Origin of the sequence: Pedobacter jeongneungensis, assembly GCF_039538295.1 — a bacterium.
Taxonomy (GTDB): domain Bacteria; phylum Bacteroidota; class Bacteroidia; order Sphingobacteriales; family Sphingobacteriaceae; genus Pedobacter; species Pedobacter jeongneungensis.
In genome coordinates this window covers 82,725-108,518 of the sequence record NZ_BAABBY010000006.1, presented here as the reverse complement: position 1 = coordinate 108,518, position 25,794 = coordinate 82,725, and the positions used below count along the sequence as shown (strand labels likewise).

General features: G+C 37.8%; 28 protein-coding genes. 17 read left to right on the top strand and 11 right to left on the bottom strand.

Annotation, left to right across the window (positions count from 1 at the left end):
• Position 1 precedes the first annotated feature (1 nt).
• The 3 genes from zwf (at position 2) to ABD769_RS12750 (ending at position 2,715) form a co-directional block, all read left to right on the top strand.
• Positions 2–1,516, top strand: a complete 1,515-nt coding sequence (zwf, locus tag ABD769_RS12760) for a glucose-6-phosphate dehydrogenase (RefSeq protein ID WP_344851801.1) — start codon at positions 2–4, stop codon at positions 1,514–1,516.
• Between the two features lie 107 nt (positions 1,517–1,623).
• On the top strand, positions 1,624–2,349 hold the full coding sequence (gene pgl, locus ABD769_RS12755; protein ID WP_344851800.1) for a 6-phosphogluconolactonase: 726 nt from the start codon (positions 1,624–1,626) through the stop codon (positions 2,347–2,349).
• A gap of 9 nt (positions 2,350–2,358) precedes the next feature.
• Positions 2,359–2,715: a DUF5655 domain-containing protein gene (locus ABD769_RS12750; RefSeq protein ID WP_344851799.1), complete on the top strand. Its 357-nt coding sequence runs from the start codon at positions 2,359–2,361 to the stop codon at positions 2,713–2,715.
• 69 nt (positions 2,716–2,784) lie between these two features.
• Here ABD769_RS12750 and ABD769_RS12745 read toward each other — a convergent pair whose 3' ends face one another.
• Positions 2,785–4,029 (bottom strand): ABC transporter permease, encoded by a 1,245-nt coding sequence (locus ABD769_RS12745; protein WP_344851798.1) that lies wholly within the window; start codon positions 4,027–4,029, stop codon positions 2,785–2,787.
• Positions 4,030–4,229: 200 nt separating this feature from the next.
• Here ABD769_RS12745 and queA point away from each other — a divergent pair, with 200 nt between their 5' ends.
• Positions 4,230–5,279 (top strand): tRNA preQ1(34) S-adenosylmethionine ribosyltransferase-isomerase QueA, encoded by a 1,050-nt coding sequence (gene queA, locus ABD769_RS12740; RefSeq protein WP_344851797.1) that lies wholly within the window; start codon positions 4,230–4,232, stop codon positions 5,277–5,279.
• A 74-nt stretch (positions 5,280–5,353) separates the two neighbouring features.
• Entirely contained in the window at positions 5,354–6,019 is a 666-nt protein-coding gene (locus tag ABD769_RS12735) for a 2-C-methyl-D-erythritol 4-phosphate cytidylyltransferase (protein ID WP_344851796.1), read from the top strand.
• A gap of 85 nt (positions 6,020–6,104) precedes the next feature.
• On the opposite strand, the gene ABD769_RS12730 is transcribed toward ABD769_RS12735, so the two are convergent.
• From ABD769_RS12730 to ABD769_RS12700, 7 genes are all read right to left on the bottom strand, one after another.
• Positions 6,105–6,263 carry a lmo0937 family membrane protein gene (locus tag ABD769_RS12730; protein ID WP_139180130.1) on the bottom strand — a complete coding sequence of 53 codons (159 nt, stop codon included), beginning with the start codon at positions 6,261–6,263 and terminating at the stop codon, positions 6,105–6,107.
• Between the two features lie 209 nt (positions 6,264–6,472).
• On the bottom strand, positions 6,473–6,694 hold the full coding sequence (locus ABD769_RS12725; RefSeq protein WP_010603503.1) for a DUF2795 domain-containing protein: 222 nt from the start codon (positions 6,692–6,694) through the stop codon (positions 6,473–6,475).
• An 84-nt stretch (positions 6,695–6,778) separates the two neighbouring features.
• Positions 6,779–7,327, bottom strand: a complete 549-nt coding sequence (locus ABD769_RS12720; RefSeq protein WP_344851795.1) for a cob(I)yrinic acid a,c-diamide adenosyltransferase — start codon at positions 7,325–7,327, stop codon at positions 6,779–6,781.
• 67 nt (positions 7,328–7,394) lie between these two features.
• Positions 7,395–8,153 (bottom strand): ABC transporter ATP-binding protein, encoded by a 759-nt coding sequence (locus tag ABD769_RS12715; protein WP_344851794.1) that lies wholly within the window; start codon positions 8,151–8,153, stop codon positions 7,395–7,397.
• 82 nt (positions 8,154–8,235) lie between these two features.
• Positions 8,236–8,706, bottom strand: coding sequence for a hypothetical protein (locus ABD769_RS12710; protein WP_344851793.1), 471 nt, complete (start codon positions 8,704–8,706; stop codon positions 8,236–8,238).
• 43 nt (positions 8,707–8,749) lie between these two features.
• On the bottom strand, positions 8,750–9,040 hold the full coding sequence (gatC, locus tag ABD769_RS12705; protein ID WP_344851792.1) for an Asp-tRNA(Asn)/Glu-tRNA(Gln) amidotransferase subunit GatC: 291 nt from the start codon (positions 9,038–9,040) through the stop codon (positions 8,750–8,752).
• Position 9,041: 1 nt separating this feature from the next.
• Entirely contained in the window at positions 9,042–9,767 is a 726-nt protein-coding gene (locus tag ABD769_RS12700) for a lysophospholipid acyltransferase family protein (RefSeq protein WP_344851791.1), read from the bottom strand.
• A 482-nt stretch (positions 9,768–10,249) separates the two neighbouring features.
• Between ABD769_RS12700 and trpS the strand changes: the two genes are divergently transcribed.
• The 4 genes from trpS (at position 10,250) to kdsB (ending at position 13,017) form a co-directional block, all read left to right on the top strand.
• Positions 10,250–11,248, top strand: a complete 999-nt coding sequence (gene trpS / locus ABD769_RS12695) for a tryptophan--tRNA ligase (protein WP_344851790.1) — start codon at positions 10,250–10,252, stop codon at positions 11,246–11,248.
• A gap of 108 nt (positions 11,249–11,356) precedes the next feature.
• Entirely contained in the window at positions 11,357–11,971 is a 615-nt protein-coding gene (locus ABD769_RS12690; protein WP_025144984.1) for a deoxynucleoside kinase, read from the top strand.
• A gap of 78 nt (positions 11,972–12,049) precedes the next feature.
• The gene (locus ABD769_RS12685) at positions 12,050–12,253 is read left to right on the top strand and encodes a DUF5808 domain-containing protein (protein ID WP_344851789.1); all 204 of its coding nucleotides are present in this window, start codon (positions 12,050–12,052) and stop codon (positions 12,251–12,253) included.
• On the top strand, positions 12,250–13,017 hold the full coding sequence (kdsB, locus tag ABD769_RS12680) for a 3-deoxy-manno-octulosonate cytidylyltransferase (protein WP_344851788.1): 768 nt from the start codon (positions 12,250–12,252) through the stop codon (positions 13,015–13,017). Before ABD769_RS12685 ends, kdsB begins: the two co-directional genes overlap by 4 nt.
• Before the next feature lie 143 nt (positions 13,018–13,160).
• Here the strand turns inward: kdsB and ABD769_RS12675 are convergent, their stop codons facing one another.
• Positions 13,161–14,111: a bifunctional helix-turn-helix transcriptional regulator/GNAT family N-acetyltransferase gene (locus ABD769_RS12675; RefSeq protein ID WP_344851787.1), complete on the bottom strand. Its 951-nt coding sequence runs from the start codon at positions 14,109–14,111 to the stop codon at positions 13,161–13,163.
• Positions 14,112–14,200: 89 nt separating this feature from the next.
• Here ABD769_RS12675 and ABD769_RS12670 point away from each other — a divergent pair, with 89 nt between their 5' ends.
• The 8 genes from ABD769_RS12670 (at position 14,201) to ABD769_RS12635 (ending at position 24,845) form a co-directional block, all read left to right on the top strand.
• A complete protein-coding gene (locus ABD769_RS12670; RefSeq protein ID WP_344851786.1) occupies positions 14,201–14,758 on the top strand; it encodes a DUF3575 domain-containing protein in 558 nt (185 codons plus the stop codon).
• A 40-nt stretch (positions 14,759–14,798) separates the two neighbouring features.
• Complete coding sequence (locus ABD769_RS12665; RefSeq protein ID WP_344851785.1) at positions 14,799–15,341, top strand: hypothetical protein; 543 nt, start codon at positions 14,799–14,801, stop codon at positions 15,339–15,341.
• A 178-nt stretch (positions 15,342–15,519) separates the two neighbouring features.
• A complete protein-coding gene (locus tag ABD769_RS12660; protein ID WP_344851784.1) occupies positions 15,520–15,903 on the top strand; it encodes a hypothetical protein in 384 nt (127 codons plus the stop codon).
• 16 nt (positions 15,904–15,919) lie between these two features.
• Positions 15,920–16,390, top strand: a complete 471-nt coding sequence (locus tag ABD769_RS12655; RefSeq protein ID WP_344851783.1) for an HAD domain-containing protein — start codon at positions 15,920–15,922, stop codon at positions 16,388–16,390.
• A gap of 300 nt (positions 16,391–16,690) precedes the next feature.
• Entirely contained in the window at positions 16,691–18,307 is a 1,617-nt protein-coding gene (pyrG, locus tag ABD769_RS12650) for a CTP synthase (RefSeq protein ID WP_344851782.1), read from the top strand.
• 21 nt (positions 18,308–18,328) lie between these two features.
• Positions 18,329–20,122, top strand: coding sequence for a membrane protein insertase YidC (yidC, locus tag ABD769_RS12645; protein WP_344851781.1), 1,794 nt, complete (start codon positions 18,329–18,331; stop codon positions 20,120–20,122).
• A gap of 312 nt (positions 20,123–20,434) precedes the next feature.
• A complete protein-coding gene (locus tag ABD769_RS12640; protein ID WP_344851780.1) occupies positions 20,435–23,293 on the top strand; it encodes an alpha/beta hydrolase family protein in 2,859 nt (952 codons plus the stop codon).
• 271 nt (positions 23,294–23,564) lie between these two features.
• Complete coding sequence (locus ABD769_RS12635) at positions 23,565–24,845, top strand: nucleoside recognition domain-containing protein (RefSeq protein ID WP_344851779.1); 1,281 nt, start codon at positions 23,565–23,567, stop codon at positions 24,843–24,845.
• A gap of 76 nt (positions 24,846–24,921) precedes the next feature.
• Here the strand turns inward: ABD769_RS12635 and ABD769_RS12630 are convergent, their stop codons facing one another.
• Positions 24,922–25,095 carry a hypothetical protein gene (locus ABD769_RS12630; protein WP_344851778.1) on the bottom strand — a complete coding sequence of 58 codons (174 nt, stop codon included), beginning with the start codon at positions 25,093–25,095 and terminating at the stop codon, positions 24,922–24,924.
• A 163-nt stretch (positions 25,096–25,258) separates the two neighbouring features.
• On the bottom strand, positions 25,259–25,699 hold the full coding sequence (locus ABD769_RS12625) for a PaaI family thioesterase (protein WP_344851777.1): 441 nt from the start codon (positions 25,697–25,699) through the stop codon (positions 25,259–25,261).
• Positions 25,700–25,794: the final 95 nt, after the last annotated feature.

Here is a 25,794-nt window from a genome sequence, read left to right as displayed (position 1 = left end):
AATGAAAACCAAAACCGCATTAAACCCTACCATTTTTGTAATATTTGGTGGAACAGGTGATTTAAACAAAAGAAAATTAGCACCTGCCCTATATAACTTATTTATAGAGGGTTACATGCCAGAAAAGTTTGCCATTATTGGTACGGGCAGAACTGAATTTACCGACGACAGCTATAAAGCTGCCCTGGAAGATGCTGTAAACCAGTTTAGCCGCAGTGGTAAAGTTAAAAAGGAAAAGTGGGAAAATTTTGGAAACACCATCCACTACTGTCCTACCGATTTTGCACAGCCAAAAACCTTCGAAAACCTTAAAGAGGCGGTAGAGAAATATCAGAAAGAATATGGTGCCGGTACACAGGTAATTTTCTACCTGGCTGTTGCGCCTAACTTCTTCCCTATCATTGCCGAATGTTTACAGAAATATAAATTAACGCAGGATGAAGATAACAGCCGTATTGTTATCGAGAAACCTTTTGGCCACGATTTAGAATCTGCAAAAGAACTGAATGCTTTACTGGCAACTATTTTTACCGAGAAACAGATTTACCGTATCGACCATTATTTAGGTAAAGAAACGGTTCAGAATATGATGGCTTTCCGTTTTGCAAATGCCTTATTCGAGCCGTTATGGAACAGGTCATACATCGATCACGTGCAGATTTCTGTAACCGAACAATTGGGCGTTGCCGATCGTGGTGGTTATTACGAAGGTTCTGGTGCGTTAAGGGATATGATCCAGAATCACCTGTTGCAATTGCTTTGTTTAATTGGCATGGAAGCACCGATCAATTTTGATGCCGATGAAATCAGAAACCGCAAAGTGGAGGTTTTAAAAGCCATGCGCCCATTTTCAGCCGAAGATATCCGTTTCCACACCGTTCGTGGTCAATACAGTAAGGGTTGGGTTGAAGGTAAAGAAGTTCCGGGCTACCGCCAGGAAAAAGGTGTAGACCCGCATTCAAATACGGAGACTTTTGCCGCGGTTAAATTCCATATCGATAACTGGAGATGGCAGGGCATTCCTTTCTATTTAAGAACAGGAAAACGCTTAAACCAGACTTCATCGTTAATTACCATCCAGTTCAGGGATGTGCCGCACCAGATTTTCTCTTCAGGTGTAACCGAAAACTGGCAACAGAACAGGCTGGTAATCAGCATTCAACCAGAAATGAGTATCCGTATGCAGGTACAGGCCAAAAGACCAGGTTTAGACATGGTGTTGAACCCTGTTGATATGGTTTTCGATTATAAGGGAACTTATGAGGGCGATACCCCTGAGGCTTACGAAACCTTATTACTGGATGCCATGATGGGCGACCAGACATTGTTTATGCGTGGCGATCAGGTAGAAGCTGCGTGGGAACTGGTAATGCCGATTTTAAATACATGGGAAAGCAAAAAATCTATCAATTTCCCTAACTACCCTGCCGATAGCTGGGGACCGGAAGAAGCCGAAGCATTAATTGCAAGAGATGGTTTCCATTGGTTTAACCTGCCATTAAAGAATAAGGAATAAAACTCATCCGTCATTGCGAGGTACGAAGCAATCTTAAATCTATAGGTTTCGAATAGCGACCGTTGTAGGATTGCTTCGTTCCTCGCAATGACGATTAATATATTAGCATGAATCTACTTATATACAAAACATTAGAAGAACTTAACCAGGACCTGGCAGATTATGTAATTAAAATTGCAGAAATGTCTATCGAAGAAAACGACCGTTTTAACTTTGTATTAACGGGTGGGAGTTCTCCTAAAGCACTTTATCACTTCCTCGCAACAGAAGGTCAGCATCGCATTGATTGGGAAAAAGTATATTTTTTCTTTGGCGATGAGCGTAATGTTCCGGCCGATGATGATAATTACAACGGATTAATGGCTAAAAAAACCATTTTAGATCCACTCGGCATAAAAGAAGATCACATTTTTTATGTAGATACTACTTTAGCGCCCGAAAAAGCAGCTATTGAATACAAAAAAGCCATTGATAAACATTTTAATGGTGAAGATATCGCGTTCGACCTTATATTATTAGGCATGGGTGATGATGCGCATACCGCTTCTATCTTCCCGCACACTACTTTGGTTAAAGATGAAGAAGTTAATGTAGCTTCGGTTTATGTAGAAAAACTGGATACTTACCGCATCAGTTTTACCGCTCCGTTAATTAATAAAGCTGATAATGTAGCATTTTTGGTTTTTGGAGAAAATAAGGCAGAAGCCTTAAAACATGTAATTGGCGATACAGAAAAAAATGTTGATTTATACCCTTCTCAGTTAATCGATCCGATTGATGGGAAATTAACCTGGTTTGTGGATGAGGCTGCAACAAAATTATTAGAAGATTAAAAAGAGTATATGTCTGAAGAAAAACAAGTATCAGACTTCTTAAATGGGAAAACGGAATATACCTTAGGGTTATTCCGTTTTTTTATTGAGCAATTGGCTGAAATGAGTAAAGTTAATCTTCGCGCCACGAAATCAATGATAGTCATCGAATCCAAAACTCCCTTTGCGTACCTCACACAACTGGGCAAAAATTTCATCCATGTGGTTATTCCATTTGATAAGCCTTATGAAAATAATCTTTGCTTCACCAAAATTGCACAGGTTCCCGATACAGAACAGTTTAACCACCATTTAAGAATATATTTTAAAGAAGATATCAACGAGGAAGTAAAAACCTTTTTAAAAATGGCAATAGATCAGTGCTAAACCAATTTAAAATTATAGTTTATAATTAATTGTTAACTGATAATTGTCAACTGAAAACTGTTAACTGAATTAGCTTCTAATCGCTTCTACCGGATCTAATCTTGATGCAGAATAAGCCGGCCAAAAACCTGAAATTGTGCCGATAATGATTGATATTCCAATCCCTAAGGCAATATTGTTTAGCCCAAGGATGATATGGAAATCTGTTGCTGCTCCAATAGCCAAAGCGAGCAAAAAGACGAGCAGCAAGCCCAGCAATCCACCTAAAATACAAAGTGAAATCGATTCAAATATAAATTGTAATAGTATAAAGTAGTTTTTTGCACCTAAAGATTTTTGAATACCGATAATATTGGTCCGTTCCTTAACCGATACAAACATGATATTGGCGATACTAAAACCACCAACCAGAATTGAAAAGCCCCCAATTACCCAGCCTGCAATGTTTACCATTTTGAACATCGAATCCAGTTGATTAGAAATAATAGTCGTTTTATTCAGTGCAAAATCTTCTTCCTGTCCGGGCCTGATTCTATGGATCGAGCGCATTAAACCTTTCAGTTCGCTCTCTACTTCCTCCAAACTCACATTATCTTTGCCACGAACGGTAATCTGCGGACCATAACGTTCGTTCTGGATATCTAAAACACCTTTAGCAAAGCTGATTGGAATGTTAACGTTTTTATCGAGTGAAGTACCTAACATGTCTTCACCCTCTTTTTTGAAAACGCCGACAACAGTTAATCTGCGACCTAAAATTTGCACCTGCTTGCCTACAGGTTCATCTTCGTCAAAAAGTCCTGCAGCTATATCAGATCCTAAAATACATACCGGCGTGCCGTTTTTACTTTCATTTTCTGTAAAATACCGGCCATCCTGAAGCTCAAAGTTCCAGGTTTTATTAAAATCATGAGAGGCGGCCCAAACCGAAATCCCTTCTACAGAGCTGCTTCTGTATTTGATGGTTCTGTCGTTAGTTGATATTTCGAAAGTAACCCCCTGAGCGTTTTCAATACGTTCTCTTAGGGCTTCAAAATCACGGAGTGAAGGCTGAGGGCGGTTCATATATTTCCACCAGGGATAATTATCACCAAAGCTCCATGGCCATTTTTGAACGTAAATGGTGTTAGAACCTAGTTTATCTACACTCGACTGTAGTTTACCACGAAAAGTATCTACCGCAGAAAACACGGCGATAATGGTAAAAATACCGATTGTTATGGCTAAAAGCGATAACATGGTGCGTAATTTGTTCTGGCGCAACGCATCAAATGCAAAACGGAAACTCTCGCCTATTAGCCTAAAGATTATCATAATTAAAGGTTAGATGCAAAGCCATTGAAAAGGTTACAGCTGATCATCAAAACTAATTAATTTTATACGTACAACGCATTTAATCACCGTATTATTTGTTTCAAAATGAAGTAAAACATAATATACCTTAAAAGCGTTTGATAAAATACGGAAAAGAAAAATTAAATTCGTATTTTTGCACCTCAAAAAATTCATCAAGAATGAAATTATCACAATTCAAATTCAACTTACCAGAATCATTAGTAGCCAATAATCCGGCCGAACAACGCGACGAAGCCCGCCTAATGGTATTGCATAAAGACAGCGGTAAAATTGAACATAAAATTTTCAAAGACGTTTTAGGTTATTTCGATGACAAGGACGTAATGATATTAAATAACACTAAAGTTTTTCCTGCACGTTTATATGGCAATAAAGAGAAAACCGGTGCAACTATCGAAGTTTTCTTATTGCGTGAATTAAACAAGGAATTACGTTTATGGGATGTTTTGGTAGATCCGGCCCGTAAAATCCGTGTAGGTAACAAATTATATTTTGGCGACGATGATTTATTGGTTGCTGAGGTTGTAGATAATACCACATCACGCGGACGTACCATCCGTTTCTTATTTGAAGGTACTGACGAAGAGTTTAGAAAAAACGTTGAAATTTTAGGCGAAACCCCGCTTCCTAAATACATTAAACGTAAAGCAACTGCTGAAGATAAAGAACGGTACCAAACAATTTTTGCCAAGCATGAAGGTGCTGTGGCTGCACCAACTGCAGGTTTGCACTTTAGCCGCGAGTTAATGAAACGTTTAGAGCTTAAAGGTATTGAGTTTGCAGAAGTAACTTTACACGTTGGTTTAGGAACTTTCAGAACTGTTGAGGTGGAGGATTTAACCAAACACAAAATGGATTCTGAACAGTTTATCATCGAGCAGAAAGACGCGAACATCGTAAATAAAGCGATAGAAGATAAAAGAAAAATCTGTGCGGTTGGAACAACTTCAATGCGTGCTATAGAATCTGCTGTTTCTGCCAACAGAACATTAAAAGCAGCAAACGACTGGACGAGTAAGTTTATCTTCCCTCCATACGATTTCAGTATTGCAAACTCAATGATTACCAATTTCCACACGCCAGAATCTACTTTATTGATGATGGTAAGTGCATTTGGTGGTTACGAAAACGTAATGAATGCTTACGAAGTTGCAGTAAAAGAAAAATATAAATTTTACAGCTATGGTGATGCCATGCTAATTATATAGATTTGAGTAATGAGATATGAGATTTGAGTTAATCAGGTCTCATATCTCAAATCTATAATCTCATCTCTTAAAATATGAAATACTACGCTATAATTGTAGCAGGCGGTTCTGGCAATCGGATGCAAACAGAAACCCCAAAACAATTTCTATTGCTCAAAAACCTGCCGGTTTTAATGCATACCATAAAAGCTTTTGCACAAAGCGATACACAACCCAAAATTTTATTAGTACTTAATAAAGACCAGCAAGGTTACTGGAACCGTTTATGCGAAGAATTTAATTTTCGCATTCCACATGAGGTTATTGATGGTGGAAAAGAACGTTTCCATTCGGTTAAAAACGCGATTCATAACATAGAAGAAGAAAGTCTGGTTGCCATACATGATGCGGTAAGGCCATTGGTATCCAAATCGCTTATCGACAACTGTTTTAAAGCAGCTGAAGCTCAGGGAAACGTAATTGCAGCGGTACAATCAAGCGACAGTGTCCGGATGCTGAGAAACGAAAAAACATCGGCACTAAAGCGCGATGAGATTTACCTGGTGCAAACACCCCAAACCTTTAACATTAACACCCTCAAAGAAGCTTATAACCAGGATTTCGCCAGTCATTTTACTGATGATGCCAGCGTAGTGGAATCGATCGGCTACCCAATCAATATTATAGAAGGTGAAAGGGGAAATATCAAAATCACCTACCCTATCGATCTCGAACTTGCAGAGTTGCTGTTAAAAAATTAAGATATAATAAAAGGAGTCCTGAAATTTCAGGACTCCTTTTTGTTTCAATAGCATTTGAGGCTACTGAATGTCCGCTAAATATATTTTATGCGGCCCTGCCAATTACTTTAAGCAGGATTGCAATAACTGCGATTACCAATAAAACGTGGATTATTCCGCCAACGTCACCGAAGCCGTGAAATATAAATCCGATCACCCATAGTATTACCAATACTACTGCGACTAAATACAATAAATTTCCCATAGTGTTAATTTTTTAAGCAATGTTATATTTCAGTAATGTTATATTATTGCTCTATTAACACCTGTCTTTTAAGTTTTGTTTAAAAAATGTAAGTTTTTTATTAGCAGGGCACCGGGAGCGTTGAGTGTATGGCAGTTGGCGTAATTCCGAAAAAACAAAAAAGCAACTTCTTTTCGGGAAATTGCTTTTCTTTCTATTCGGTCAGATTATTAATATTCATCTTCGTTAAAGAAGAAATCTTCTTTAGTGGGATAATCTGGCCAGATTTCCTCAATCGTTTCATAAGGCTCGCCATCATCTTCTAATGCCTGTAAGTTTTCGATTACTTCTACAGGGGCACCAGAACGGATACCATAATCAATTAATTCGTCTTTAGTTGCAGGCCATGGTGCGTCTTCCAGGTGCGATGCTAATTCTAATGTCCAATACATATCTTCAATTCTATTAAATTCTTATTCTTATTAAGCGCAAAGTATATTAAAATTTTTGAGCAAAACAAACTTATTTTTCCACTATTAAACACGTGGTATCCAAATGTTTTCTTCTGCTTTAAAATAGGCGCTCAGTTTTCGTGCCAAAACAAACAAATAATCACTCAACCGGTTCAGGTAAATCGTTACGTGCTCATCTACAAAGCTATTTTCTGCAAGTTCTACTGTCAGCCTTTCTGCCCTTCTGCAAACGCAGCGCGCAATATGACAGAAAGAAACAACAGTGTTTCCGCCAGGCAACACAAAATGCTTTAAAGCTGGCAGTGTTTCGTTCATTAAATCCATCTCATTTTCTAACAAAGTGATGTCAGTTTCATGCAGGTCGGGGATTTTCATTTTAGACTTTTCCGGATCGGCAGCAAGCGATGCGCCAATGGTAAATAACCTGTCCTGGATTTCTTTTAGCAGCTGTTGATTATGCGGATCAATGTCCTGACACATAATTAAACCAATGTACGAATTTAACTCGTCAACAGTACCATAAGTTTCGATGCGTAAATGATATTTTGGAACGCGGGTGCCACCAATTAATGATGTTTGTCCCTTATCGCCGGTTTTAGTGTAGATTTTCATGCCCCTAGCCCCCTTAAGGGGCAATAATATGGTTAGTCCTAAATTCCCCTTCAGGGGATTTAGGGATTTAATTGATTTTTTCCCAATCGCTGCCGTTATCTTTCAAGGCCTGCAAACGCGGAGAAACATTTTTGATATCGGTATTCAGGTAATCGTTTTCGATCAGTCCATCACGCATCCTTACAATGCGGTGTGCATGTTGTGCAATATCTTCCTCATGCGTTACCAGAATAATGGTATTTCCTTTACTGTGAATTTCTTCCAGCAAGCCCATAATTTCTACCGAAGTTTTGGTATCGAGGTTACCTGTTGGCTCATCGGCCAGAATAATGGATGGATTGTTGATCAATGCCCTGGCTACAGCCACACGCTGGCGCTGACCACCAGAAAGTTCATTAGGTTTGTGGTCCATACGGTTGCCCAACCCTACGTTCTCTAATGCTTTGGCAGCCCTTGCGGTTCTATCTTTTTTACTGGTACCAGCATAAATTAAAGGCAAAGCCACATTATCTAAAGAAGTGGAACGTGGTAAAAGGTTAAAAGTCTGGAAAACAAAGCCTATTTCCTGGTTACGTACTTCTGCAAGTGCATCATCAGTCATGTGACTCACATTTGTACCATTTAAAATATAAGTTCCGCTGGATGGTGTGTCCAAACAGCCTAAAATATTCATCAGGGTTGATTTACCGGAACCGGATGGGCCCATCAATGCTACAAATTCGCCTTTGTTGATATCTAACGAAACTGATTTTAGCGCATGAATAACTTCAGAACCAATAACATATTTACGGCCAATTTCTTTTATAGTAATGAGTGGTTTCTCCATGTTTTTTCTTTTTTAGACAAGCGTAGCGGGTAAGATGTTACAAAATTATTTATTTGATTGTCCTTTTTGCTAAAATACTAGTTCATGTGTTTGAGTTCATTCCAATTTCTGCAAATTTAAAACGGTTCATCAGATCAATAATAGCGTTGTGAGGTTTGTCAAAATTATAGGTTGTAATATCAAATGTTTTACTCCAGTTTCGAAAATAAATAAAGAATATAAGATTTGTCATGTCTCCTGCATCCCCACCGGTTGACTTAGACTCAATAGAATATGTACCATATCTTATTATATCATCCCATTTATAAAAGACATAAGATAATTGTTTTTTAACTTTAATCCCATCGGGTATTATTATAATTTCTGGCCATAAATTGTAAAGTAGTACGATGATAAGAGGCAAAAGAAGAACGGATAACACTATCAACAATTGAATGGCGTCAGAAAGGTTGTGAGATGATAATACTATAAACACGAACAAAGCTATAAGGAAAAACAACAATGCAATCCAAAGTACCGGTTTTTTTGATCTTCTTATCAGAATCTTTTCCATTCTTTTCGCATCATTTGCTAGCCGTAAATAAAGTTACGGCTAATTATTTTTCAATAATTTTTGGGACCATAAAAAACTGATCTGTATGCTTTGCCGCATTTTTTAATCCATCGGCAGTAGAAATTTCCTGTTTTACTACATCTTCGCGCCAAACATTTACCGATTCGTTCATGTAAACCAATGGTTTTACATTGGAAGTATCCAATTCGTTAAGCTTTTCCATAAACGACAAAATTTTGTTCATTTCAGGGATCAGCGTATCAACTTCTTTTTCGTCAATATGAATTCGGGCCAGGTCGGCTATTTTATGGATGGTTTTTGCGTCTAAATTCATATTATACTAACTTACTGTCAATCAATTTAAAAACCTTTTCTTTTAAACCATCAGCATCAACATCGGCCAAAACTGAGGTATTTATAGGTTTGTGGACGTAAATATCGCAAATTCCGGGCTTACTTCCATACTTTGCTCCATCATCCCAGTTAATTTTCCAAACATTGGTGATACTAACAGGCACTAACGGGATATTTTTATCTATTGCCAGCCGGAAGGGGCCATTTTTAAACTCGCCCAGTTTTGGCGGATAATGATCATCGATCTTTCCTTCGGGGAAAATAACCAGGCTCATTCCCTTTTCTAAATTCTCACCGGCTTGTTTAAAGGCCTTAAAGGCTGAAATTTTACTGTCGCGGTTAACAGAAATATCAATGGTTTTAAAAAATATGCCCAATACGGGGTTTTGCAGTAATTCATCTTTACCCATAAAATGAAATTTACCATGCCCCATGATACAGAAAATCATAATATCGAGATTGGAAGTATGATTGGCGCAATAAATATAGGTTTGTTTTGGGTTGAGCTTTTCTTCGTAATGGTAACGAAAAAATACTCCCGAAAAGAGACTGCATAAAAAACTATTGGCTTTACGGCAAAAGTTTAAAATACCGTAATATTTTTCATTACGTGAGGTAATGTAGTAAAAAGGATAAAAAAGGGCGAAAAAAAACAGGATCCAGAATAAAAACCAAACCCGGTGTACTTGCCTTAGAAAGTTGATCATAGATATATCAAAAATATAAAATAGTTTGAAATTTCAAACTAAGGATAAAGATTGTGGTGAGGATGGATAGAGAAGGTAAATGCACAGATCCCTCCACTTCGCTGTGCGGTCGGGATGACGACTTAGCCTATGAACTCTGTCGGGATGACGGACGCCTCTTAGCAGAAAACATTGTTTATAAACCTTATTGAAGTGAAAAGCCCGCAATCCCGATTTTTCATCGGGAGAGGACTTGTAACGGAAAGAAGGACTACAGCTTCCGATGAAATGCTGGCTTTCATTTCCAAATTATTGATATTTTTTATAGTTAGTGAGACAACAACCAACTGGAAATTTACAGGTTAAAGATCACTCCGCTTCGGTCGGAATAACGGCCGCAGGATCTACCCCAGTCGGGATGACGGTCCTTTGGAAAATTTCTTACCATGAAAATTAAGGTGATTTGCGGATTGCTTGTATTTTATTTTTAATTTCGTGCCATTATGAAAGAAACAGTGGTGAGCGGCATCCGCTCAACAGGAAAATTACATTTAGGCAATTACTATGGCGCGGTTAAAAACTTCGTGCAGATGCAGAATGACTACAATTGCTATTTTTTTATTGCCGACTTACATTCTTTAACAACCCATCCCACCCCGGCCGATTTACATGGCAATATTAAACATGTATTGGTTGAATATCTGGCGAGTGGAATTGACCCGGAGAACAGTACTATTTATATACAAAGCGATGTTCCGGAAATTGCGGAGCTTTATTTATACCTGAACATGAATGCTTACATGGGTGAGCTTGAACGCAGTACTTCTTTTAAGGATAAGGTGCGTGCAAATCCTGACAATGTTAATGCAGGTTTATTAACCTATCCGGTATTGATGGCGGCTGATATTTTGATACATAAAGCAACTAAAGTACCTGTAGGAAAAGACCAGGAGCAGCATCTGGAAATGGCACGTACATTCGGAAACCGCTTTAACAGGTTATACAATACCGAATATTTCCCTGAGCCTTATGCGTTTAGCTATTCTGACAAACTGGTTAAAGTACCAGGTTTGGATGGCAAAGGAAAAATGGGAAAATCGGAAGGGGAAGCAAATGCGGTTTATTTATCAGATGATCCTGAAACCATCCGTAAAAAAGTAATGAGAGCAGTGAGTGATGGCGGTCCGACAGAAGAAAACCAGGCAAAACCAGAACCGATCCAGAATCTTTTTGATTTAATGAAAGTGGTTTCGAGCGCTGATACACTTGCACATTTTGAAGATTTGTATAGTAAAATGCAGATCCGTTACGGCGATTTCAAGAAACAACTGGCAGAAGATATGATTATTGCTACGGCGCCAATGCGCGAGCGTATTCAGGATATTGCCAAGGATGATTCTTATTTAAGACAGGTTGCAAAGCATGGCGCATTAAAGGCCCGCGAAAGTGCACAAAAAACCATCAGGGAAGTACGCAGTTTAATCGGGTTTAAAAGTTTTTAATTATTTTAATAGATTTGAGATATGAGACACTAGATTTGAGATAAGTTAATGCTTTACTCCAAATCTTATATCTCACATCACATATCTCAAATCTCATATCTAAAAAAAATGCACATAGCAATTGTAGGAAATATTGGTGCCGGTAAAACCACTTTAACAGGTTTATTGGCTAAAAATTATGGTTGGGAAGCTTTATATGAAGCGGTGGATAACAACCCGTACCTGGAAGATTTTTACAGCGACATGAAACGCTGGAGCTTTAATCTTCAGATTTATTTCCTGAACAGCCGTTTTCAGCAGATTACGGATATTGAGGTAAATAAACGTAATGTGATTCAGGACAGGACCATTTATGAAGATGCGCATATTTTTGCAGAAAACCTGCATGATATGGCTTTAATGACCACCCGCGATCATGATAATTACCGTGCAATTTTCGATAACATTACGTCATTTATAAAACCGCCTGATTTACTGGTTTATCTGCGTGCATCAGTACCTACGTTGGTAAACAATATTCAACGCCGTGGTCGTGAGTACGAAGCAGGTATCCGCATCGATTACCTTTCTAAACTAAACGAAAAATACGAAGCCTGGATAAAAGGTTATAACCTTGGTAAATTATTGATTCTAGATAAAGACAAACTGGATTTTACCAATAATCCGGAAGATTTGGGAACGGTAATTCAATCAATTGAAGCTGAGATTAATGGATTGTTTTAATTTGTAGACTAATCTGGTTTAACCACAGATGTACACAGATTAGCACAGATTTTGTACCTTATTTTATAATATAATATTATGGAAAAAGATTTCGAACATGAAAATCCGGAGAACTGGAAATGGGGCACTTTTTATTTCAATAAAAAAGACTCCAGATTAATTGTTCCAAAGCGTGTAAAACTCTTGGGCTGGACATTTAATTTTGCCCATCCTGTTTCTTATCTCCTTATTGCACTGATCTTTATATTTGTTTTTTATCAATTCTATCGGAACAATATATGAGCGATAGAAATTTAAAGGCCATTGGCATTATTCCTGCACGCTACGCCTCCACCCGGTTTCCGGGAAAACCTTTAGTTGATATTGCCGGAAAAAGCATGATCCAGAGGGTTTACGAGCAGGCATCGAAAGCCAAAAGCTTATCTAAAGTAGTTGTCGCCACTGATGATACACGCATTGCAGATGAAGTGAAAAGATTTGGTGGCGAATTTGTTTTTACTTCATCTGATCACCAAAGCGGAACAGACAGGTGTGCTGAGGTAATAGAACAATTGCCCGGCTATGATATCGTAATCAATATTCAGGGCGACGAACCTTTTATCGAACCGGTACAGATAGAATTATTAGCAAGCTGTTTTTCAGAAGAGAAAGTACAATTGGCTACCCTGATCAAATCTATTCATAGCCAGGAAAGTGTGTACAATCCAAATAGTCCGAAGGTGGTGATCGATGTAAACGGGCGCGCCATGTATTTTAGCCGCAGTCCGATTCCCTTTATCAGAAACGGCGAACCGGGTGTTTGGGCAGAGAAGCATCAGTTTTACAAACACATTGGCATTTATGGCTATCGCACCGAATCGCTAAAAGCGATCACCAAACTTCCGCCATCCTCCTTAGAGATCGCCGAAAGTCTGGAACAGCTCCGCTGGATTGAAAATGGTTTTTACATTCAAACCAAAGTTACCGACCTTGAAACAGTAGCCATTGATACGCCAGAGGATTTGCAGAAATTGAATAACCTGCTGGAAGCATTAAAACTCGAGTAAGTATAAAGTTATCTTTAGAATGATTGAATTTTGAATGAATGAATGAATGATTGAGTTTTGAATGAATGATTGAGTTTTGAATGAGGGAATGGGCACTTTGCATGAAACATTCAAAACTCAATCATTCAAAACTCAATCATTTCCTAAAGCACAAGTTCCATCTGAATGTTACAGCGCGTGTAAGGCGTTGGTTTACCAGCCACCTTCTGGAAGCCCAGTTTATGGTAAAGGTTTATCGCTGGTTTCAAAATGGTATTACTTTCTAAATAAATTTTAGCAGCGCCCAGCGATTTTGCTTTCTCCACAACCGCACCTGCCAGTAAAAACCCAACATTTTTGCCCTGTGCCTTTGGCGATACAGCCATTTTGGCGAGTTCGAAATTATATTCACCGTCATCCATCTTAATCAACGCACAAACACCTAGTGGCTCTCCTTCATATAAAGCAAGCAATATGTAACCTCCTCTATCTAAAATGTAGCCTTGCGGATTATCCAGTGCCTTATAATCAGATTCTTCCATGGTAAAATAATGAGAGATCCATTCTACATTTAAAGCCCTGAAAGCTTCCTGGTATTCGGGTTTGTAATCAACAATCTGCACCTTTAAACTGTCTCTTTCCTTCTTCTTTTCCATTACCCTTCTTAATAAAGATTTCTGCTCCAATAAAAACTCCCACTCGCCTATGGCTTCCCAAAGCTTATTCTGCGATTGGGCCGATATTTCTTCAACTGCCGCATTAACGTCGATGAGCTGATCTTCTATCTCTTTCGAAATCTCAACACCTTTTTTAGAAAGGCTTACCAGGTTTCGGCGGCCGTCCGTTTTATCTTTACTTTCTTTCACATAGCCTTTTTTGAGCATTTCGCTGATGATTTTACTTACTGAAGGATGCGAATGCCCGATATCTCTGGCCAGCTCGGTAATAGTTTTCTCCTCTCCTTGCGCAAGCGAATAAAAAACCGGGAACCACTTAGGTTGCATATCAATGTTATACAATTTATAAATCTGGGCACCATCTTCTGTTACCTTATCGGTTAACATTCTTAACCTGCTGCCGATAGCTACCTTACCCGTTTGTTCGAAAAAATTCATAATAATAATTAATTACGTAATCAGTTACGCAAATATATAAAAAAAATAATTGTGACTACATATCGGGTAAAATATTTAATTTGTCATAAATGAAAAAAATCATCTATACGCTCTCATTTATCCTATTAGTAACGGCTGCCCGTGCACAAGAGCCGATAGGAATTGAGGTAAAAAGCAATCTGCTTAACTTAGTTGCAAAACGTCCATCCTTCTCCATCGAAAAAACCTTCTCTAATCAATACGGTTTAGAACTTTCATATACATCAGGAGTGCTTAATATTGGAAGAAATTATAAATATGATGGCTTTTTACTGAGGGCCAAAAAATATTCAGACGACATTAAACCGGGCGACCTTATCCCCTTTTATGGCTTATATCTTGGTAACTTAAATAAAACGATAAATAAGGAAGGATATGCGGATCGTACAGGTTTTATCAGTGTTGCCGGACGAAATTTTACGGCTAATTCTATCCGCGCAGGAGGAAACATTGGCTTTTTATTTATTCCTAAAAAGCGGTTTTTGCTGGAAACAACGGGTGGTTTAGGTTACGGGCGGTATTTTAACGTAAGTAATTATGCTGCTAATCCTAATCCGAAAGGCTACCTCGATTTTCAATTTTGGCTTTCAGCAGGCTATATTTTTTAAATTTGGAGAGTTGTTTAAATTAGAATTTGTAGTTTTGATTATGAAGAAATTATTACTTTTCGTTGCCTTTGGCGTGATATTACTGGCCGCCTGCAAATCGGGTGGAGAAAAAAAAGCTGATGCCATTGAGTTTAAAAATGTAAATCAAACGATAGCCAAATCTTTTTCGGATTTAAAAAAACCGGATACTTTTAAAATCGAACTCACAGGAAGAAAACCTGAAGAAATGGTATTGAATTTCACCATTAAAAACGCCAATGGAAAAGAAATATACAATGCCAAAATAAAAGGCGCAGATTTGGTGAGCAATACAGATCCTAATGTAGACTTATCAAAAGAAAAAGACCAGGTTATTTTCTTAAAAACAATAGCAGACGACTTTTTCAGCGACGATAATTTTCTTGAACCCGCAGTAATGCCCGAAGACAAGGCTGATAAGTACACCCCGGACAAGGCCCTTTATGAAGAATTAAAAAAGTCGGGACTAAACGGCTTTAAATACCGTTTAGGCAAAGAAAACAATATTTACATTGCCTGGAGCGAAAAAGAACAGAAGGTGAAAATTTATTATAAATGTTGTTAAGTTTTATCATGGTTCTAAAGGAAGTCTTTAATCTTAAAATTAAATCATATATTTATTAAGGTAAACATACATCATTATCCTAAAATCCATTCCTATCATCAGTTTAGTTGAAATATTTATAGACTTAACAGTCGTGTAGCACAATAAAACATCCCATGAAAATTATAAAAAGAATAATATGGGATATATTAATAGCGAAATTATTTCTGAATATTTAAAATCGGAAAGGGTTAAATTACTTTCAACACACAACAAACTTTCGATACCGATAATTAACCGCATGTACAGGAAGATGGTTAATGGTATTAATTTTGATAATATTAAGGTATGTGATAATTTAATAATAGATGGTCACCACCGCTATATTAGTTCAATTTTGGCTGATATTGATCTAGGATGGATACCATCATGTAAAACCAGCGCAACAAATGTATATGATTGGACTAATGTAGAATTTGTTGATGAAGAATGGGATACTGAATTAAAGATTCAGAGAATGAATGAGTTAGATGCAGAATTCAACAACATATCTATCGAAAAAATATCTGAAATAACAAAATAAACCGTAATTTAGTGCTATGCTTTTATTATTAGACATCGACGGCGTAATGGTGCCTGCTAACTCATGGAGAAGACCTGAGATTTTAGCAGATGGCTTTGTTGAGTTTGACTCAAAAGCAGTTAAAGCATTAAATAAAATCCTCCATCACAAGGATTTTGAAATTGTTCTTACCACTTCGCATAAGTTTAAATACAGTTTGAATCAATGGCTGGATATTTTTAAAACCAGAAATATTAATTTAAATAAAATAAGCCGTCTTCCTGAGAACATTGATCTTACAGATAGAAAAAATGAGATCTTAAACTGGTATAAATCACAGGGCAACATTTATAGCCTCATTATTCTTGATGATGATAAATCGCTTAATGATTTACCCCGATCTTTAAAAGAACGATTGGTTCAAACCAGTGCATCTGTTGGTTTAACTGATTATCTGGCAGATGAGGTACTCGAACTGGCCGAGAAAAATCATAGCGAATTCGCTTAAAAAATTTCTTTTATGAAAAAATCTGACTTAATGGCAAATCGCTTAAGAGAGGTTTTTTTAAATGGATATTGGATCAATAAACACGATTGATGACAGACCATTAAAAACCACTTTATAATCGCATATAATTTTTCCGGAAATTAGAATCAAACTTACTTTAACGCTATTTTACTGAATCACATCCCTTTATCATATTTAAAATATCTTCTTTTTTCCTGCTCGGAAACAAGGAATTTTCTTACCTTTGTATCCCGTACAAAAAGCGGCAATAATTACATTTTGCCGTAAAAAATCACAAACATGACTAAGTATATTTTTGTTACGGGCGGTGTTACTTCCTCTTTGGGTAAGGGCATCATTTCCGCATCTTTAGCTAAACTTTTACAGGCACGTGGCTACCGTGTAACCATCCAAAAATTCGATCCGTACATCAATATCGATCCGGGAACTTTAAATCCTTACGAACATGGCGAATGCTTTGTAACCGAAGATGGTGCCGAAACCGACCTGGATCTTGGTCATTATGAGCGTTTCCTTAACGTTCCAACTTCACAGGCAAACAACATTACTACCGGCCGTATTTATCAGAACGTAATCAGCAAAGAACGTAAAGGCGAATATTTAGGCAAAACTGTTCAGGTTGTACCGCACATTACCGACGAGATAAAACGCAACATGCGTATTCTGGGCGATAGCGGTGACTATGATATCGTAATTACCGAACTTGGCGGAACTGTTGGCGATATTGAATCTCTACCTTTTATCGAAGCTGTTCGTCAGTTTAAATGGGAAGAAGGAAGTACCAACGCCATCGTGATCCACTTAACTTTGGTACCTTATTTAGCTGCTGCAGGTGAGTTAAAAACCAAACCAACACAACACTCCGTTAAAGCTTTGTTAGAGTATGGTATCCAACCGGATATTCTGGTTTGCCGTACCGAACACCACCTTGGTCCTGATTTAAGAAAAAAAATCGCTTTATTTTGTAACGTTAACATCAATGCGGTAGTCGAATCGATGGATGCATCTACTATTTATGATGTGCCATTGTTGATGTTAAAAGAACAACTGGACAAAACTGTATTAGCGAAATTAAAGCTACCGACCAAAAACGATCCGGATATGGAAAGCTGGAAAGATTTCCTCGGTCGTTTGAAAAACCCAACTGCTGAAGTTAAAATCGGTCTGATTGGTAAATATGTAGAATTACCTGATGCCTATAAATCAATTATCGAATCTTTTGTACACGCAGGTTCGAAAAATGAATGTAAGGTAAAGGTAGAATATATCCACTCTGAAGGCATTTTCCCTGATAACGTAAAAGAAAAACTGGGTCATCTGCAAGGCGTTTTAGTGGCGCCTGGTTTTGGTAGCCGCGGTATTGAAGGTAAAATTGATGCCATTAAATACGTAAGGGAAAATAATGTTCCTTTCTTTGGAATCTGCCTGGGTATGCAATGTGCAGTTATCGAATTTGGTCGTAATGTTTTAGGCTTAAAAGATGCGCACACTACAGAAATTGAAGAGAATGCTGCTAATCCGGTAATTAACATGATGGAAGAGCAGAAAAAAATAACCAATAAAGGTGGAACAATGCGCCTGGGTTCTTATCCATGCGACATTAAAAAAGGAACAAAAGCTTTTTCTATTTACGGAAAATCGCACATTAACGAACGTCACCGTCACCGCTACGAATTTAATAATGCTTATTTAAAGCAATATGAAGATGCCGGAATGACTGCATCTGGTATTAATCCCGAGAGTAATCTGGTTGAAATTGTAGAGCTTAAAAACCATCCTTTTTTCGTTGGCGGACAGTTTCACCCAGAATTAAAATCAACAGTTGCTAATCCTCACCCACTTTTTGTTAAATTTGTCGCCGCTGCGATGGAGTTTGCGAAAAAGAAAACGAATTAAAAGCAGTATTAAACATAAATAATGGATAGAAATACCTTCACAGGACTGTTCCTGATCATGATCATTTTGGCAGGATCGTTCTACTTTTTTAGGCCGAGTGAGGCCGAAATGAAAAAAGCCAGAGAAACAGAGCGTCTGGATTCTTTAAAAAAAGCTGGTGTTACACCGGTACAAAAAGACACCACTAAAACTGCTGCAATTGCCAACCCGGCTGTAGATTCATTAGCTTTAAAAGGCCCTTTTGGTACTGCAATAACCGGTACAGAAAGCAATACCATTTTAGAAAACGAAAATTTATTAATTACCTTAAGTAATAAAGGTGGTAAAATCAGTTCCGTAGAAATTAAAGGACAGAAAACTTTTTCCGGAAAACCTCTTGTTTTATTTGCAGGGAGCGAAAATAAATTTGGTTTAAATCTTAATGCAGCTGGTAAAGTAATTAACACCAACGATTTATATTTTACGCCTGCCAAAACTGGTAATACGGTTACCATGCGTGCCAATTATGGCGCTAATGCTTATGTAGAATATGTATATGATTTGAAAGCATTAAGCAATAAAGTGGCATTTAATGTTAATTTGGTTGGTTTACAACAGGTAATTGCAGGTAATAACATTGGCTTAAACTGGCAAACTACCTTGTTACAACAAGAAAAATCAATTGAAAGTGAGCACCGTTATTCAGCACCTTACTATAAATATTTAGATGGTGATGTAAACCATTTAAGTGTTTCGAAAGATGAAAAAGAAGAGTTATCGAAAGGTAAAATCCAGTGGTTCTCTTTTAAGCAACACTTTTTCTCGGCTTCTTTAATCTCGAAACAGGCTTTCGAAAAAGGAAGTTTAGAAGTTAAAATCCCAACTGCTCCTGGTCAGGTGAAGTTTTATGATGCCAATATGCAATTGCCATATGCACATACAGCCAATCAGACTTATGAAATGGAATTCTATTTCGGAACAAACAAATTCTCTGCTTTAAAAGCACAGGGTTACGATTTAGAGCAACAGGTTGATATGGGTTACTGGCCATTAAAATACATTAACCGCTTTATCGTGTTACCTGTATTTAACTTTTTAAACAGTTTTGGCTGGAACTATGGTTTAATCATTTTGGTATTAACCATTTTACTAAAAGTTGCATTATCGCCGCTTACCTACAAGTCATACTTATCAATGGCTAAAATGCGTGTTTTGAAACCAGAAATGGACGAAATTAAAGCAAAAGTAGGCGAGGATAATCCAACCCTGGTTCAACAGGAATATTTAAAATTATATAAGAAAGCCGGCGTAAATCCACTCGGAGGATGTTTGCCTATGGTGCTGCAATTGCCCCTGGTAATGGCCTTCTTCTTCTTCTTCCCGAACTTGTTTGAGTTGCGTGGAGAGAGTTTCCTTTGGATGAAAGATTTATCAACTTACGATGAGTTTATCAAATTCGGGGTAAAAATTCCATTTATTGGCGATCACTTAAGTTTGATGTGTGTGCTGATGACGGTTTCTACCTTAATCATGACCTATTTTAACAACCAGGTTTCTGGTGCAACCGGTCAGATGAAATACATCGGTTACATTATGCCGATCATTTTCTTAGGCGTATTGAACAGCTACCCTGCGGGATTAAACTATTATTATTTCTTAGCCAACTTAATGACTTTCGGACAGCAGTTCTTAATTCGTAAAATGGTTGATGATGAGAAAATCCATGCTTTAATTCAGCAAAATAAAGCGCGACCAGCTGATGAGAAAAAGAAAAAATCTAAATTTCAACAGCGTTTAGACGATTATATGCGTCAGCAGCAACAAGCTAAAAAGTAATTTTGCTTTCAACTGATATGAAATCCCCGGTTACCTAAAAGTGACCGGGGATTTTTGCTTGGAGCTTAGGGCATGGAGCTAAGAGCATTAAGCGCATGCTGTTAAGCGTTAATTCCAGGTAGCATGAACATCGGTCCTCCGATACCGGACTTCTTACAAATTCCATCATCAATCTTACATTCCTCATTTTACATCTTCCCTCCCCAATTCCCTTTTTAATTGTAATATTTGACATACAAGTTTCCGAATAAGCTAAAAAATTCCAATTTTAGGAGATTAAATCTGAACCAACAAATTACTTAACATTTCAAAATGCAAAAGAGACTAACAATTATTCTGTTTTTCGTTGTCAGCTTTGCCTACGCACAAAAGAAACCATTAGATCATAACGTTTATGATACCTGGGAATCAGTAGGTACAAAGCAATTATCCAATAATGGCATCTGGGCCATGTACAGCATCTTACAGCAAGAAGGCGATGCGCAACTTTACCTTACCAATATCAAAACCAATACAAAACTGAACGTTCCAAGAGGAATGAATTCGCAGTTTAGCAACGACTCTAAATTTGCGGCATTTAATATCCGTCCTTTAAATAAAGATTTACGTCAGGCTAAAATAAAGAAGAAAAAGGCTGATGAATTGCCAAAAGATTCGTTGGGTATAGCCAACCTGACTACCAACACCATTACTAAGGTAGCGAGAGTAAAATCGTTCAAATTTCCTGAAGAAGGCTCAGGAGTTTTAGCTTATTTGACCGAGAAACCAGATACAGCCAAAAAAACTGTGAAACCTGCTGAGAAAAAAGATGGGGAGACGGATTTTGCTGATGATGAACCGGCCGCAAAGGGTAAAACTGAAGAAGGAACTGATTTAGTAGTCAAAAACCTTTTAACCGGTACCGATAAAACCTATAAATTTGTAACCGATTATTATTTCAGTAAAGATGGTAAACAACTGGTTTTTGCCTGCAGCGGATCTAAAAAAGATAAAACGGCTCCACAGGGTGTATTTTTATTAAATACAGAAAAAGGAACACTTAAAACACTAATTAAAGGTAAAGGAAGTTTCAAAAATTTCACTTTTGATGAAGAAAGTGAACATGTGGCTTTTGTTGGAGAACAAAGTCCTGAAAAACAGGAAATAAAAGACTACAATGTTTATTACAATTCATTAAGCCTGGATACTGCACAGATATTGGTTGATTTCGACATGCCCGGCTTGCCTGCAAAATGGTCGGTTAATGGCGACGGAAAGATCACTTTCAGCAAAGACGGTAAGAAATTATTTTTTGGAATCTCTCCAATTAAAAAGCCGAAAGATACTACCATTGTAGATTTCGAAGTAGCAAAAGTTGATGTTTGGAATTACAAAGATGATTATCTCCAACCCATGCAACTTAAAAATGCAGACAGGGATAGCAAAAAAAGCTACTTATCCGTAATTGATGTTTACAGCAGCGATCCTAAAGTAATTCCGCTTACAGATTTAAAATTGCCAGATGCCAATATGATTGCTGAAGGTGATGCCAATACCGTTTTAGCCTCAACAGATTATGGCCGTAGGATTGAATCTCAATGGAGTGGTTCTACCTCAAAAGATTATTATCTCGTTGATACAAAAAATGGTCAGAAAAAGAAAATCATTGATAATTTAAGCGGTTATGCAATGGCTTCTCCAGGAGGAAATTATGTGCTATTCTTCGATAGAAAAGCAGGTAGCTGGAGCACTTATCATATTGCAACAGGAAAAGTAACCGTTTTAACAGCTGGTTTAAGCGAAAAATTTGTTGATGAAGAAAATGATGTGCCAGATTTACCTTCTGCTTATGGTTTAGCCACCTGGACAGAAGGCGATAAGGCGGCGTTAATTTATGATAAATATGATATCTGGTCGTTCTCACCAGATGGAAAAACAGCGCCAAAAAACATTACTGCCGGGTTTGGGAGGGCTAATAACCTTACTTTCCGTTACGAAAGGCTACAGCCTGAAAACAGGTTTGAACGCAATGCAGATAGTAAATTTGTTAAAGCGAATGAGTTGGTTTGGTTAAATGCTTTTAATAACGCAACCAAAGAAAATGGTTTTTACCGTACAAATGTAGGTTCGGTTAAAGCACCGGAATTGGTGGTGATGGCCAAATTTAAATATTCTAATTTGGTAAAAGCCAAAGATGCGGACGTTTACATTTACGATAAAGCCAATTATATAGAATCGCCTAATGTTTATGTTTCCGCAGATCTTAAAACCGAAACTAAATTAAGCAATACCAATCCTCAGCAACAAAATTACAACTGGGGAACGGCAGAACTGGTAAAATGGACCACGCCAAAAGGTTATAAAGCGGAAGGGATTTTATACAAACCTGAAAATTTCGATCCGAATAAGAAATACCCGATGATTGCGTATTTCTATGAGAAACTTACTGATGGTTTATACACTTACCAGGCTCCAGCTCCTACTCCGTCACGTTTAAATATCTCATATTTTGTAAGTAACGGTTATTTGGTTTTTGCACCGGATATCAGCTATGAAACTGGTCACCCGGGCCAATCTGCAGTTGAATTTATCAATTCAGGCGTAGAAAGTTTGAAGAAAAACAGTTGGGTTGATGGCACTAAAATCGGTATCCAGGGTCAAAGCTGGGGCGGCTACCAGGTGGCGTATCTGATTACTCAAAATAATATGTATGCGGCAGCCTGGGCGGGTGCACCTGTTGCCAACATGACTTCTGCTTATGGCGGAATCCGTTGGGAAACCGGTATGAACCGTCAGTTCCAGTACGAAAAAACACAAAGCCGTATCGGTGCAACCCTTTGGGAAAAACCTGAATTATATATCGAAAACTCTCCGTTATTTATGTTCCCGAAAGTAAATACGCCGGTTGTGGTAATGGCAAATGATGCTGATGGTGCGGTGCCATGGTATCAGGGTATCGAGATGTTTACAGGTCTTCGCCGTTTGGGTAAACCGGTTTGGATGTTAAACTATAATGGTGAGGCACACAACCTGGTTCAACGCCAAAACCGTAAAGATATCCAGATCCGAGAACAACAGTTTTTCGATTATTATTTAAAAGGAGCAAAAGCGCCGGCATGGATGACAACCGGAATCCCTGCAACTGAAAAAGGAAAAACCTGGGGTTTTGAATTAACTGACGAGAAACCTTAGTTGAGTTTGGAGTTTTAAGCTGCGAGTCTGGAGGCCATGGTGCATAAGAAATAGCTTATAGCAGAAAAAAAATTAAAATCCATAGTGAATAGTAATTGCTATTTATTATGGATTTTTTCGTTGACCATAATATTAAAGCATCTTGTTCCATACCGATGAATATGGCTATCGCTAGCGACTCCAATCCCAAAGCTCCCAACTCCAAACTGTATGCTATGAAATTCGGCTTAAAAAAGCTATTTTCACGCATCAAAAAAACAAAACAAACTAAATGGCATTAAGCAGGATTTGGTCGGGATTTATTATTGTAGCTATTCTTGTAGCTTGTATTAAGTGCTTCTTCTTTGGACAAAGCGATATTTTTAACTGGATGGTAATTGGAAAGTCTGATGATCCGGCCAACCCGCTTAAATTAGATGGTATTATTCAAACCTGCTCCATTGCGGTAAAACTCTGCATTGAATTGGTGGGTACTTTAGCCTTATTTATGGGCTTTATGTCAATTGCCGAGAAAGCGGGTGGTATCCGTTTATTATCGAGAATTATCAGTCCGTTTTTTTCAAAGCTTTTTCCTGAGGTACCAAAAGGTCACCCTTCTATGGGACACATGATTATGAACTTTTCTGCCAATTTATTGGGATTGGATAATGCTGCAACTCCTTTTGGCATCAAAGCCATGGAAAGTTTGCAGGAGTTAAATCCGAATAAAGATGTAGCCAGCAATTCGCAGATTATGTTTTTATGCCTGCATGCGGCAGGATTATGTTTAATCCCGGTGAGTGTAATTGCAATCCGTTCTACCCAAAATGCTCAGGATCCTACCGATATATTTATTCCCTGCATGATTGTCACCTTCGTAGGAACCATGGCAGCCATGCTGATTGTATCTTTTAAACAGAAAATCAACATTTTACAACCCGTTATCTTAACATGGGTTTTAGGTATCTCAGCGGTAATAGCAGCAATAGTCTGGTACGTTAGCCGCTTAAATGCATCTAGCGTTACCTCTTTTTCGGGCTTGTTAAGTGGCGGACTTATTTTATTAATCTTTTTGTTGATTGTTCTTGGTGCACTTTATAAAAAGATAGACATTTTTGATTCTTTTGTTGAAGGTGCTAAAGGGGGATTTGAAACCGCAATTAAAATTATTCCATATTTAGTTGGGATTTTGGTCGCGGTTTGTATGCTGAGGACAAGTGGAACATTTGATGTGATCATGAACGGAATTAAACACGCCTTTATATTTTTGGGTGCAGATACCCGTTTTGTTGATGCACTGCCTACTGCTTTAATCAGGCCGTTAAGTGGTGGTGCTGCAAGGGGCATGATGGTAAGCACGATGATTGCCAACGGACCAGATTCTTTTGCCAGCAGGTTATCAGGGGTTTTTCAAGGGGCATCAGACACCACTTTTTATGTAGTAGCTGTATATTTCGGTGCGGTAGGCATCAGGAATACCCGTTATGCAATTGGCTCGATGTTACTGGCTGATTTAGCAGGTGTAATTACGGCAATCACCATGGCTTACCTGTTTTGGCCGGGATTAAAATAACGACACAAAAAATCTCCATTTGACAAAAGCCAAATGGAGATTTTTTTATTGAGCATTAGGTTAAATGTGTACTAAACTACGAAACCGGAAAGGAAATCCTACTGATGATTTCATCAATGGCATCCGGATCGATTGCTGCATTTTTCGATGCACACCATTTTTCGCTTTTGTTATCCAGCCAGATACAAAAAGAATGGTAACCGTCTAAAACAACAGCATAGGTTTCATGAAAATCATCTTGGATACGCATGCAAAATCCCTTAAAAATTTTGCCTCTCACAATGAATTGCAGGGTGGAATAATTTTCTAACATGGCTCATTATATTTTTGGTTAAATTACAACAAATTATAACTGAGAATGTTTCGTTAATTTAAAGGAATTAATAATTAATTCTTAAACCATCTAACAAGGCTTAACCTATGTTTAACATATTAGAGTAACCCTTTGCTATTAAACGCTTTTTTGAGGGTAAATATATTTCACATTGAAGGTTTAATATAGTCCTGCCCTTTTTAACAATAGAAGTTTCGGCCACTACTTCATCCCCTTCGCTGGCTGGTGCAAAATAATCAATGTAATTGTTTACTGTTGTATAACGTTCGTTTAATCCCATGGTAAAAACCGTCGCTCCGATCAGGTCATCAATGATGCCTGCAGTTACACCACCGTGCAAAATATGATAAGGATTGGTCATTTCTTTACGGATGGTGTATTGACAAACCAAAATACCATATTCTGCCCTGATCAGCACAGGCGCCAGCCAGTTCATAAAGTTAGACGGTGAATCGGTAACTACCCTTCCGATTGATTGCCTTAAAAAATTGAGACGTTGTTCGCTTAAAGATAAATCCATGTTTGATGTAAAAGTAGGGAAAATATGTAAGATGTAATAATGTAAGATGGATGATGGACATGGCAGTGAACAGTTTCCAGTTGGCAATTGCAGTT